Source organism: Zooshikella ganghwensis DSM 15267 (genome assembly GCF_000428585.1).
Lineage (GTDB): Bacteria > Pseudomonadota > Gammaproteobacteria > Pseudomonadales > Zooshikellaceae > Zooshikella > Zooshikella ganghwensis.
The window spans coordinates 1-12,274 of sequence record NZ_AUAF01000133.1; the positions used below are offsets into that span (position 1 = coordinate 1).

Consider the following 12,274-nt stretch of genomic DNA (forward strand, 5'->3'; position numbering starts at 1 on the left):
TGCTCCATGAACTACTGGTTTTACCACCAAATTGATCGACAGTATTAATATACAACATCAGATAATTCACCTTGCTTGATGAAACCCATGAATCAAGCAGGCTTTAAATCCCTCGTGAGGCCCGCAAATAAACTTTTTCATTCAAGCCACATATCCCCCAAAGGGTAATAGTTAAAATTCTATATATGGCCTTATATGCTTAATTGGAGCTATACAACATTACACACATACTTGATCAATGTTTTGGAGAGCCTATAGGGTATTAAATTACAACCTAAACGTCCTATATCGTAGGGATTAAGCCATGTCGAGAGTTATAAGGGATTTGAAACTTCAAAAATATCAAGGCAACTTAAAGTTTCAGTGGTTTGGTTTGTTTAAATTTATAGGATGCTCCTAATAAACAAAAATAAATAAAGAAACAAAATAAATAAATATATTTATATATATATATTAGGTCCAAAAATTTTGTATAAATTTTAAACAATACATGGATTGACATTATGCACGTCATGACGTATAGTATACTAATTACACACAGCTAGTATATTTGTATAATGTCGAATAAAGATAAACACTATAACAACCACCGAAAAGACAAAGTAACATTTCAAGCTCTACTGCTTACTAATGAAGCTCAGCTCATTAGTAAAGTTAAGTCTTTAAGAAAGTTTAAAACAGGTAGAGAACTGCTGGTTACACTATGTCAAGAAGAGTTAAACCGTAAAGGTTAATTTATGAGCAATGACATATCAGCGTCACGTAAGTATATCTTACTACCTGCATCACCTACTTTATTAAAAAGTCTACAAGAGGTTACTGACCCTGATTTAATAGAGTCTTGTCGTCGAGCGTGGGAAAAGTTTACTAGTAATGAAATAAGAACTTGGTTAGGCATTGAAAGTAAAATAGCTGAACTAGTACAAAAGTTTATATATAAAGTAGAAGCTGGGGATGACTTATATAACTATTTTTATAACTTTACTCAATCTGGAGAGTTCTTTGTAAATTTAGATAATTTGGAAATTGAAAAAAGCCCTGAGTTTCTAGTGAATGACTTTCAAAAGAAAGTTGTTTTCCAATGGAGTTCTCAAAAACTTTGTGATTTCTTGGAGATAAAAGAGTCTCTTGTAAGAAAGCATAAGTTTATACCAGAGAAGGTGTTACTTAATATCCATCAAAGTCCAATGTTTAGGTTTACTGACTTTGGAAAAACAGCAACACCTTCTTCCATAACCTATGTAATTAGAGAGCTATGGAACTCTCATGTTAATAAAGATCTGTACAAAGGGTGTAATTTTTTTGAGTTAAGCATAGCTGCATTAACTCCCCTGATAAAAAGTAAAAATATTTTTATTTATGACAAAAATATTTTGAAAAATCTAAGGGGAAAGCAATTATTATTATCTCAGATAATATATAACAATCTTTATGAAGGAAAAACTCCTGAGTGGCCTGTAAAAGGCTGGTATGATTTATTTCATTTAGGTGATAGTGAAGTAAAATGGGCGCATTTCAAAAGAAATAATCTCACTAGATATCTACCTAGAATCTCTGATGAATTTGCAATTGATCTTAAAGTTATAGAGCATAAAGAGAATAGGAATGTTGTCTCAGCTTATATTCAAATAGATGAAAAAGAAAGTGTAGATAAACCGTATAGGCTTGTTGAGCTTGAATCTCATTCTAAACAAGATGAACAACAAGTTTCTAGAAAAGAAAGCTCTCAATATTATAACCAAACAGCCAAGTCCGTTGGACAATTTGAAGCGGAGTATGATACATATCAAGCACAAGGTAACTATAAGTCTCAAGAGAAACTTAACGAAAAAGTAAGTTTTTCTGAGAACTTATTATCTCCAACTATTAGAAGTAACCTCGTTAAGAAGTACAGTGAACATTTTTTAGATTATAAATTGCCACAATTTACTGAAGTCAATTCAGGTAAAAAACACTCTCGTGACATGTGGATTCGAAGGTTAAAAGCATATCTTCAAAAGGGCTGGAATTGGTGGACGACAGTCAATGAAGATGAGTGGACCTCAGATAAGCTTAAAGAAGCAGTGTTTGAGAAACTTGCGCAAAACCCACATTATGACGAAGAGTATGATCGAAATCTGGCGGACTGTTTAATTGATGATTTTGTTCGTAGTAGAGGCTTAACTACAGAAGTAAGTCGTGTATTGTCATATGTTTGTGGTTCATTAGAGGTGTTTCGTGCTAAAAAAGTGAACCAACTTAAACTTAATCAAGCTTATGCTGACAATACAGATAAACATGTTGATGAGCTAAAACTAAAAAATAGATCTACGGCTGAAGAACTAAATGACTTTGGCTGGGCGGGCAAATTTAAGTTTGAATCTGGGACTGAAGACGCTTAAAAAAGGCCAATGTACTGATACACTGGCCTTTTGGGTTTGCGAAACATTTTGCTTTGCGACGCATCAAACAAACCAATTGTACTGTATAAGTAGTGAACTCACTACTATTTTCAAAAAATTCATTTGTAACTAGATCTGCTCTATCGTAGTAAGAACTTCTGTTTTAAGGCTGTCAGCTGCTCTTTTTCAAGGGCTTTTCCGTCATACCACTGTATCAATTCACTGTACTGTTTATACTTGATGTTTATGGATTTCATAAACGTTTGTGAGTCTTGGCTATGCATGCAATGTAAAAAGAAAGCTGTGCTATAGTCATGTTGCTCCATGCACTGGTCGTATAGTTGTTGTATTTGTTGGTGGTATTTTTTCTGTTGAACCGCTTTCATCACCCAAGCGTTATATTCTTCAGCCCCTTGCTTGGGATCTTCTGTCCATACACCAGGTATCATTCGATCATCAAAAGATAGGACATACCCTCCTAATGTTGAGGGTATGTAATCATCAGCAGTGGCTAGCCGCTCAAGCGGCGGCCTCGATGGTGGCGAGCCTTTTTTTCTTGTTGTCATGATAGCGTCTAGCCAGTGTTAGTATGTCCAAAATAAAGCGACGAGGCATTTTCATGATGTTTTTACGCTCACGGTAAAACACTTTGGAAGAAAATACCCCTGTGGCCTGTAAGTACAATAGCTGGTCAATGATTTGGTCAAACACTAACATAGCGCGTATGACTTGGTTATTAACTGGGTAATTATATTTACCTTGAAGCACATATTCATGCGGTTCAGAGCTGTTTACTAGTTCAAGAGCAAGGCTGGTATCTGCCAAGCCTTTTAACTCATTGAGTTTATCTGTGAGTGGTGTTAGCAAGTCATAGTGAATCTTATTATCAATAATATCTTGGGCTTTGAGAGTAACTTGCTTAATCAGCGGATCTGCATTGTTCAAGTTATACAAAATTGAAGCGATTGCCTCAACAGCTGTCTTAACTGACAGCTGCTCAGAATTGTTGAAGATGCTCGGATCGTAGATACTACAACTAACGTCATTTGCTAGTCTGAACTTTAGATGTTTCCTCATCTTTAAGCACTACCTGTAGCTTTCTCTGATAAATAGGCATTTAGTGTTGCTTCGCACTGCTGTAAATCCATCTCAGCAATGCTTTCGGCAGCATACCGCAGATCTTTCAAGAGTTCACGTGCAGTGTGTAAGTTCAACTGTAAGGCAATGTGAGCTTTAGTCTTTTTGGACGTTTTTGATGGAATGCGCTCTTCTAAAAATTCTGATAAATGTTCGCTAGAATTATCTTTTTGGGCACTTTTTATAAAGTCATCTAGTTCGTCATCATCTAATTTAGATGCTTTTTTTAGTAATTTTAAATCTTGAATGGCACAGTCAGCATATGCGTCTTGTAAGGGTTCAGGGTATTTTGCAATATTTTCTGAAACCTTTAAAACTTCTGTAGCATTTTCTCCTTCACGTATCTTTTTTAATGCAATATTTAGGGTTTTTTCTGGTAATTTTGCTAGTCGTTGTAATTTACTAATATCAGTAATGATTTTCTCTTTATATAGCGCTTGAATGCGCTCATTTAATTTAAAGATGGATGTGTATTTCGAGACCCATGGTTTGCTTTTGCCTAAATGTTTCGCCAGATCACTCGTAGTCCAACCCTCATTTAAGCGCTTTTGTAGAGCGTATGAAAGTTCATACCCAGATAGGTCCTCTCGTAACAAGTTATCAATCAGCATTTCTAAGCTATTAGCTTTGGCATCGTTGTTACGAACGATAACAGGAACCTGTTGCATACCTGCGAGTTTTGCTGCACGCCAACGACGCTCTCCACCAATAAGGATGAACTTGTTTGCTTCAGATGGATGAGGCTTCACACTCAATGGGCTGAAGACTTGCTGTGATGTACGAATGCTGCTTGCAAGTTCTTCGAGTTTTTTTTGATCAATATTTTGGCGATCTTGTTGAGTATCTGGGTATATGTTTTCAACAGGAATTGAATGTAGCTTATCCATATCTTTCATATAATTTCCATATAGTTTATGTATTTAATATATCTAATACCTGGTTAATATTTATAGTTATTTCAACGTGTAGTATATAAAAACAGCAATATTCATACAATAGTTTTAGATTAAACTAATTAAAATATAGTGAAAAACATATGAAAGTTGTAGTATAGTTATACTAAATGTTTAGCCTGTTATGAGTAACCGTGAATGCGGTTTAGTCATCAAGGTTTCATTAATAAAGACTATAGAATAGCTAGGTAAACTACAGGTAATGTATATGACTGATACCCTGATCCCTGTTGGACTTGATGTTGGCAACTCTTATACAAAGCTGGCGCTGTGGGGCCGAGATGAGAGCGGTCAACGACAAATAATGTGTTATAAACTTGCAAGCCATGTGCGCAGTGGTGGTCCCAATATGCGTATGGGATTACCGGCTGCTGAATCGCAAGAATATTCTTTTTTGGTGCGTGGCAAAGAGTATTACACGGTAGAGAAGGGGTGTAGTGACAGTATTGATTTATTTTCGCGGGGTGCAACGTCAGATGCTATCGCTGTCTTAGGGCATGCGATGTTAATGTTAGCTGGACTAGGTGGCCGCTCTTTAGCCCTAGCTACCAATTTACCACTAGTGCATGAGCGGGGTATTTCCTACTTTAAGCTAAATCAGCAAACTGGCTTATTTGAGCAAAATCATGAGCTAATTGCTAAACGAGCAGGATTATTCCAGCAGGTACCTATACAACCTCATAATCCAAATCATCAATTAGCCAATGTCACTCATGCTTCTTGTTTTGCTGAAATGTTTTCAGCCTACGTGAATGCAGTATGTGATAACGAAGGCCAAGTGAATGAAAAGCACAATGCTGTAGGGTATTTGGATATTGGTGGTGGTACTACAGAAATTGGCATTATTAAAAAACATTTTCAGCTTGATCCGAGCACCGCGAAAACGATTCCCTTGGGTGTGTTAAATGTTAATGATGAACTGTATCGATTATTAGTTCGCCAATACCCAACTTATGTAGACTACTTTGACCCTAAACGACATCGTTCAGTATTAAGTGATATTGTCGAAACCAAGCGCTTTTGGAATGGTGCAGAGCAAGTGGATGTCAGTGATTTAGTCGCAGAAGCAGTGGCACGAGTTGCACGGGATATCGTGGATGAGGCTACTAAGCGCCTGAAACACAATTTTGGTCAGCTGAATGAAATTAAAATTGTGGGTGGTGGTGCTTATGTATTTAAAGATCATCTTGAAGCATTACCTTACGTCAATCAAGATACGTCACAAGTCGAATTTGAAAATGCCTGTGGTTTACTGAAAATAATGACATTCATGTCAGACCAAGCGCAACATATTAACATTGATCAAGCGATTGATGCGGTGTTTGGGCCAGTAACAACGGATGTAACAGATGTCGCTGAACCTGCGACAGCATAAGAGGTGATCTGTGGCGAATACGAAGAAAGTCCAAAAAGTCCAGTGTCCAATGGACCTCTATTTGGATGATGAAAAACAAAAACTGGTGTATGAAAAGCGTGAGCAGGCTAAAAATAAAATGGCCTGTTTACGTCAACTCAGTGCAGCAGGCGCAATCCTTGATCAGTGGGGTATCCTCAACGATGTGCTGTATATGTATGATCGAGGCTTACCTGTTGAGCGGGCGTTAGCGACGATTCTGACCATGTTAAATGCAGATCAAGCAAACCCTTCAGGTGTCGTTGAAAGCGCCAAAGAAAGCCCTCAGACGCCAGTAGAATCTAATCCTACACCACCCAAGCCTTCTTCCACAGCTCCTTTGTTGATGCAGACAATTAAGAAGCCCTAGACGATATGGCTTTTGCAAGAGGGGAGGGTTCAACCTTCCCTATACGCTTTACAAATCATCAAAACAGCCTCATTTATCGCTTTACAAATTCAAAAATTCGCCTCATTTCTTTTTATTTCAGGTTGCTAATAAAAGTCTTCTTGGGATTTATACGACAGTTAAGTTATATTTGTGACGCTAGTAACAGCACTTAATAGCTAGCTGCAAAGTGTTTAACGTCCATTGGCGATAATTTCATCGTCAATGGATGATGAAATTATCGCTACCCAATCACAAGGTGTAGTGATGACAACTCAAGAATTTGTGAGCCAATTTTTAGCGCTGAATTTAAAGCATGGGTATACGATTGAGCAGTGGTTTGACTGGTTGCTGGATGATTGTTTAGCATCCCTGGGGCGTCGTATCCCTGAAAAGGATATTCCACCCGAAACATGTCGTGAAGCACTGTATGCGGTTTCTGGTGATTATGCCAAGGCAGTGATTGCCCATCCCTTCAACGACATTTTAGGTATGCTTTATCAGGAAATCAGTAACAACTACAACCGAAAAGGTATGGGGCAGTATTTCACTCCTTTTCCGGTGGCCGAAATGATGGCGAATATGCAATTTTCCCTGGATGAGCTTAAAGTGGTTGCTCAGCAAAGAGGGGAGGTGTCTATCCTAGAACCCACGTGTGGTTCGGGTGTGATGTTATTAGCCTGGATGTCTATTATCCAGGCTGAAGCACCTGAGCTAATACGTTATCTTTCGTTGACGGCTATCGACCTTGACCGTATTTGTACGAAGATGTGTGCAGTGCAAATTATGGCGCATGTTCTGATTCATCAGTGCGATATAAAAGGCTTGCAAGTGATTCATGGTGACTCGCTGAGGTGTGAGGTAAAGCAAGTCATTGTGAACTATGAAAATCCAGCTTTTGTCTCTGATGATGTGCGGATATTGGATACATCAGAATCACTAGACGATAAGCCTAGCGTTGTAGTGGCCTATCAATGTGAGGAGGAATCTCCAATAACTGTTGCGGATGATGGTCAATTTGGCTTTGATTTTTAAGTCTTTGTCCCCCTAGGTTATCTAGGGGGATGTACCAACATATTTGTCATTGACTTGTAGTTAAGTGATGCTACTGAGTATTCGCTTTATATAAAAACAAAGTGTCCCCTCAGTGAAGGTAAGTGAGAACAAAAATTTTTTTACCACCTACACAGTTGCTGAGGGGACATGATAAAACCACTTTAACTTCACCGCTCTGAGTATAAGTACAAAAATCCACATAAGTGTGGGTTTTTGCTTTTAATTGAGGGTTTTATAGCCTTATTTAATAGTTAGCTCTTTCTATTAACCAAGAGTTTCCATCTTTTGTGCTCATGATTTTCCCTGAAGGTGTGGAGCATAATACTTCTTCAGTATTATCAATAACGATCATATTTACACAATTCTCAGTCATCTCTTTGGACTCTTGCCAGTTTTTTCCACCATTCACAGTTTTTATTATACCAGTACTTGATGACAAAATACCCATGTTAATCACTACTCCATACCCATTATTTTTATCGCTAAAATGTAGGTTTGATGACATATGAGGGGCTTTAACTAAACTCCAAGACTTACCTTCGTCATTGGAAATAAAGTGGTTTCTTGTTAATCCCATAAGATCCACAAGGATAAGAGTATTGCTATTGTTATTTGATTTAAGCAACTGAAAGTTATCTTTTGATTCAATTGTGGACCACTGATTACTTGGTAAATCATACACTTCTATATGAGAGGCATCTTTTGCAATAAAGAGCTTATTTTTTGTTCGTGCATGAATATTTTTAAAGTAGCTTGGTTGCATTGTCCATAAAGTATTTGTACTTTGATTAACACTTTTTATTTGATTAACAGTATTATCCTTTGAGACCATATAAACATTTATTACGTTGCTGGGAATGCCCCCTTCCCTAGTCACTACTAATAGTTGGTTTGAAGCGGTTTTTGAGATATGAACGATTGGGCCAAGTTTTGTACTAGTGTTTATTGAATCCCAAGAAAGCCCTTTGTTACGAGTAACTATTATTTGGCCATCTTCAAGCCCAGCATAAAGCCCATCACTATCTTTATAGACTGATAAAACCTCATAAATAGAACCAGTATCTAAATAGTTCCAATGACCTTTACTGTCTCGTGTAAGAACCTGTCCTAGTTTACTGCCAAAGTATGCATTGTTATCGTCATCTATAAACACATTATTAAGGGTAAGAGTAGATTTTTTTGCTAGTTTAACTAAGTCTTTATTTGAATGCACTTTATCCCATTGAAGTTGTTTTTTCATTTTGCTTGCACTTTCTGAAGCAATTATTAAGGCTGTTGCGATTAACCCTTGATTGGTGGCACTTCCAACTCCTGCTTTTTCTAATGGAAACTTAGATTTAAACGAGACATTATGTGAGCCATTCTCTAATAAAAGATCTGCAAGTAAAGGATAATTTTGCCTAGTATAACTTTCTAAATCAATACTTTTATTTGCTTGAATTAAAGTTACTTCTCTATTTCCTAGAGGTTGATATATTATTGTTTGAAGGTTTGTTATTTTGCCTGGCTCAACAGTAAAAGAGTCTAAAAGATTGGCAGCTCCATAAAACCCACTACTTCCTACAGGTGATTCAGCATACATACTAATAATTTTATAGTTTCCTTGTGGAATCATACCTGAGAATATTTGTGTAGAACCAAATTGAGGTTTTTGAACCCATAAGTTATATGTTGTACCATCACTTGATGATTTAATGGTTATACCTGTTAATTGTGCATGAAGTGTACTTATTGCTACAGTGTTTGAAATTACAGCAGCAACAACTAAGCCATGGGACTTAACTTGTTGATCTGGCGGAAGGCTTTGTAAAGTAGAACAAGATGCTAAGAAAATGCACAATAAAATCAATATGGCTGTTCTTAGTTTTAAAAAAAAATACATTAGTTAACCTTAGTTATGGAGTAAACTTTATTTCTAAATAATTAAAATATCAAGATATTAAATTTATTTAGTACAACAATAAGCCGTTATTTTCTAGCTTTGATTCTTGATTTACAAAACGGTTATGTATATACCAAAAGACACCTGAAGAATTGACAAATACCTTTATAAATAAAAGCCAGACTGTGTATTTTATGCAGGATATATTCACTGAGCATGATGATAACTAGAAGTAAAGGAAAGGGATTATAGTTCTAACGTCGTCACATTTAAACTGTTTTGTTGTCTTTGATAACGTAAGGCTTGAACATAAACTGTTAGCCCAGCGAGGCTACAGCTGCATTGATGTCTCTATCATGCATCGTATGACACATCAGGCATGTCTTCTTATTTGGTATTGTATACAGGGGAGCCACGAACGTTGGCCGAAGGGGCGCTTATATATCGGGTCATACACAATAAAGCTATCACGGTAGGCATGTGGGCTCTAGTATCAAAAGAAGAAAAGTACCCGTAGCTTGTTATCGTTTTGCGCCTAATAACTTGTGTTTCGAGAGCGGGAGGAGCGCAGCGATTATGCGCTGCTGTTAACCGCTCGTAGCCTACCTATGGGAATCACTGCCCTCAGGGCGGTGAGGTTGTCAATCGTGATCAGTATTATCATCTAGTGATGATGTTTGGCTAAAAGCACAAGGGTACCTCTAAAAATTCTTACTGATGTGTGTTCCCTTGGTGAACATGCCTGAAAGCAAATTTTTTTAATCCGCACGCTTGTCGAGGATACACACTAAGCCCTTACCACTGTACAGTTGAAACAGCCGGGTTTAGCATTATGAATCTGGATATAGTCAACGTCAGCATTTTGGAATATACCATTGATATGTTTCTCAAGTTCATCGCCCTCTGTAACATCTGCTTCTAACATCGTTCCATCATTGCTATAACCTCGGACTGATAAAAGTCGGTGGCGAAGCATATATGGTATCTCATTGACTTTAGTTTCAGCTGTTATGGCATTTTCTCTCACAAAAATTGGCCCTGAACTTTGATAGGGTGTTGTTGCTTTATGGTGTGTATAACTTAGCAGCAACACTCTTTCTCCCACTTTAGCATCTTCAAGCGATACACGACATGGGTAACCAGGGCAAATATCAACCTCTAACCACTTTGCATTCGCTGCTTCTAACTCACTATGACTCAATGAATTAAATAAGCTGCTATCTAAAGGTAAAATTAAGAAATCAATTTTCATAAGTATTATCAAGTAACTTTTTTCGAAAATATACTCAATAATTTATCACGCTTACAACCTAAAACTGGACAAGTAATTTTACGGGTTCTGTCGCAAAAATTATTCAGCATAAAAACGAACTTATTTTGGACACACTTAGCCTGATGATTGGTAATGGCTAAAAGTCGCCGACAACGTTGGCCTAACTTGTTACCAAGATGGATTCAGGCTTTTCTATTTAGCGGCACAACTGTGGGACAGTAGTGCCGCTAAGCAGTGGTTTTTTCAAGTAACTGGTGTAAGTCTACTGCCCGCAAATTTTCTGAGAGACTTGGGTGAATTCTTCAGAGTGTAACAGGGCATAAGCGACATCAGCTCGCGTAGCACCCTTAATCATTTCTTTAACCCAATATGGATCATCTTTTTCCTTCGCGGTAAGGTCGCGATTAAACGCAGCCTGATACATAGCGCTTACAAATCGAGCTTTATTATCATCCAAGGTGTATCCATGATTCACAAAAGTCCAAATAATGTCTCTTAAGGTATTTTCATTGCAACCACGAGATGCCAGCTCACCCTGCCAGTAGACGTAACCACTATCGTTTACACTCGGAAACTTCCCAGTAAAGCGGTAGTAATAATTATCAATGATATTTTGGTTAGTAAATGGATAAGATCGATAAATCCAGCTTACCATTCGCTTGTCACCAGCACTGAGCGAAACGGTTCGTCTTGATTTGCTACTGCAATAGTTCATTACAGACGTTCTATCGTAGTCACCAAAATAAATACTACCATCAGGTCCTTGCTCTACTTTATCAGAGCAGTGTTTTTCAGATCGATTATGCTCATGCGCAAATCCAAGCGCATGACCAAATTCATGTATAACGACGTATTTCCAACAAGTCTTCGGGTCGTAGCCATCTTCGTTCTCGGCAGCACATTGGCGCTCAACGTAAAGCTCAAGACCAGCCTTCTTCCCATTAATATCAAAGCCCAATGCGTTTACTTGCGAGTCACCAATCAAGATAATGTCTTCTTGATCTGGAAAAGGACTATCACTTACAATTCGGACACGAATGCCTTGAGCATTCGCACTACATTTGCCCCAGCCATAAAAACTTAGGCCAGAGTTTGCCTGCCAAGAATTCGTTACCGCATCTCTAGCCTCTTGGTAAAGATTCCGTCCACCAGCAATCAAGCCCGGCTTAATTTCTTCAAAACACACAGCAATACGATTGCTTGGCCAGGTCTTCGTCAGATCTGGGTAACCTGAAAACGCCATCATTGGCATAAGCGCTAAAACTAGCAGTAAGTGCTTCATATATACGTCTACTCAACAATATTGGTATTGATTCTATTACGGCCACTCATTTTCTACTGCTTGCCGGAATACAAGCAAAATAATAAAGGGATGTTAGCCGAGCGCGGATAATACCAATGCCAAATGCTACCTACAACAACCCCTTAAAATGCATGATATTGGTGTACTCTCGGTGAAGATGCGTGAAAACAAAAATTTTTTTAATCATTCACACATAGTTGCCGAGAGGATACGGAGGCTTAAGGATGGCACGGCCACGAAGTGCGGAAGTAGAAAAGAAGCGTGTCCCCTCAGCAGCTAGTGTGGTGCCAAAAAAATTTCAATGGCACACGCTTACTGAGGGAATACGATACGATCAGATATGAGTCAGTACACCTAATGAAAGAAGACTACAAATTAACTCTCATCCTTTTTAGATCTAAGATAACTTATCTTTTCCTTATATTTGATGCTATCTTCTTCATCCTCAAAAAACTCATCTATTTGAAAGTCTTTTAAAATAAACCAAAGTTTTAGTGAAATATGGCTT

Annotated in this window: 11 protein-coding genes; 5 read left to right on the forward strand and 6 right to left on the reverse strand. The window is 37.8% G+C overall.

All coding sequences use genetic code 11. The features are described 5' to 3' along the window. The first annotated feature begins 557 nt into the window (after positions 1–557). On the forward strand, positions 558–734 hold the full coding sequence (locus F607_RS34265; protein WP_157365546.1) for a hypothetical protein: 177 nt from the start codon (positions 558–560) through the stop codon (positions 732–734). A gap of 3 nt (positions 735–737) precedes the next feature. Further along, the gene (locus F607_RS0120520) at positions 738–2,381 is read left to right on the forward strand and encodes a hypothetical protein (protein ID WP_027709585.1); all 1,644 of its coding nucleotides are present in this window, start codon (positions 738–740) and stop codon (positions 2,379–2,381) included. Positions 2,382–2,521: 140 nt separating this feature from the next. Here the strand turns inward: F607_RS0120520 and F607_RS0120525 are convergent, their stop codons facing one another. The 3 genes from F607_RS0120525 to F607_RS33095 are packed head-to-tail and all read right to left on the reverse strand — an operon-like array spanning position 2,522 to position 4,414. Further along, on the reverse strand, positions 2,522–2,947 hold the full coding sequence (locus tag F607_RS0120525; RefSeq protein WP_133296226.1) for a hypothetical protein: 426 nt from the start codon (positions 2,945–2,947) through the stop codon (positions 2,522–2,524). Then, complete coding sequence (locus F607_RS0120530; protein ID WP_027709587.1) at positions 2,901–3,458, reverse strand: AcaB family transcriptional regulator; 558 nt, start codon at positions 3,456–3,458, stop codon at positions 2,901–2,903. Before F607_RS0120530 ends, F607_RS0120525 begins: the two co-directional genes overlap by 47 nt. A 2-nt stretch (positions 3,459–3,460) precedes the next feature. After that, on the reverse strand, positions 3,461–4,414 hold the full coding sequence (locus F607_RS33095; protein ID WP_051311684.1) for a ParB/RepB/Spo0J family partition protein: 954 nt from the start codon (positions 4,412–4,414) through the stop codon (positions 3,461–3,463). Positions 4,415–4,679: 265 nt separating this feature from the next. Between F607_RS33095 and F607_RS0120540 the strand changes: the two genes are divergently transcribed. The 3 genes from F607_RS0120540 to F607_RS0120550 all read left to right on the forward strand — a co-directional run bounded on the left by F607_RS0120540 (position 4,680) and on the right by F607_RS0120550 (position 7,287). Then, entirely contained in the window at positions 4,680–5,846 is a 1,167-nt protein-coding gene (locus tag F607_RS0120540; protein WP_027709588.1) for a ParM/StbA family protein, read from the forward strand. A gap of 10 nt (positions 5,847–5,856) precedes the next feature. After that, on the forward strand, positions 5,857–6,234 hold the full coding sequence (locus F607_RS0120545; protein ID WP_038291935.1) for a hypothetical protein: 378 nt from the start codon (positions 5,857–5,859) through the stop codon (positions 6,232–6,234). 285 nt (positions 6,235–6,519) lie between these two features. Next, positions 6,520–7,287, forward strand: coding sequence for an N-6 DNA methylase (locus F607_RS0120550; RefSeq protein ID WP_169719831.1), 768 nt, complete (start codon positions 6,520–6,522; stop codon positions 7,285–7,287). Between the two features lie 265 nt (positions 7,288–7,552). On the opposite strand, the gene F607_RS0120555 is transcribed toward F607_RS0120550, so the two are convergent. From F607_RS0120555 to F607_RS0120565, 3 genes are all read right to left on the reverse strand, one after another. Further along, on the reverse strand, positions 7,553–9,190 hold the full coding sequence (locus F607_RS0120555; protein WP_027709591.1) for a WD40/YVTN/BNR-like repeat-containing protein: 1,638 nt from the start codon (positions 9,188–9,190) through the stop codon (positions 7,553–7,555). Positions 9,191–9,977: 787 nt separating this feature from the next. Continuing rightward, positions 9,978–10,442, reverse strand: a complete 465-nt coding sequence (locus F607_RS0120560; protein ID WP_027709592.1) for a DUF1203 domain-containing protein — start codon at positions 10,440–10,442, stop codon at positions 9,978–9,980. A 283-nt stretch (positions 10,443–10,725) separates the two neighbouring features. Continuing rightward, positions 10,726–11,745, reverse strand: a complete 1,020-nt coding sequence (locus tag F607_RS0120565) for a DUF4214 domain-containing protein (protein ID WP_027709593.1) — start codon at positions 11,743–11,745, stop codon at positions 10,726–10,728. Between the last annotated feature and the right edge of the window lie 529 nt (positions 11,746–12,274).

Coding starts and splice junctions, on each gene's coding strand:
- F607_RS34265 (WP_157365546.1), top strand. CDS start 558: ATGTCGAATAAAGATAAACACTATAACAACCACCGAAAAGACAAAGTA.
- F607_RS0120520 (WP_027709585.1), top strand. CDS start 738: ATGAGCAATGACATATCAGCGTCACGTAAGTATATCTTACTACCTGCA.
- F607_RS0120525 (WP_133296226.1), bottom strand. CDS start 2,947: ATGACAACAAGAAAAAAAGGCTCGCCACCATCGAGGCCGCCGCTTGAG.
- F607_RS0120530 (WP_027709587.1), bottom strand. CDS start 3,458: ATGAGGAAACATCTAAAGTTCAGACTAGCAAATGACGTTAGTTGTAGT.
- F607_RS33095 (WP_051311684.1), bottom strand. CDS start 4,414: ATGAAAGATATGGATAAGCTACATTCAATTCCTGTTGAAAACATATAC.
- F607_RS0120540 (WP_027709588.1), top strand. CDS start 4,680: ATGACTGATACCCTGATCCCTGTTGGACTTGATGTTGGCAACTCTTAT.
- F607_RS0120550 (WP_169719831.1), top strand. CDS start 6,520: ATGACAACTCAAGAATTTGTGAGCCAATTTTTAGCGCTGAATTTAAAG.
- F607_RS0120555 (WP_027709591.1), bottom strand. CDS start 9,190: ATGTATTTTTTTTTAAAACTAAGAACAGCCATATTGATTTTATTGTGC.
- F607_RS0120560 (WP_027709592.1), bottom strand. CDS start 10,442: ATGAAAATTGATTTCTTAATTTTACCTTTAGATAGCAGCTTATTTAAT.
- F607_RS0120565 (WP_027709593.1), bottom strand. CDS start 11,745: ATGAAGCACTTACTGCTAGTTTTAGCGCTTATGCCAATGATGGCGTTT.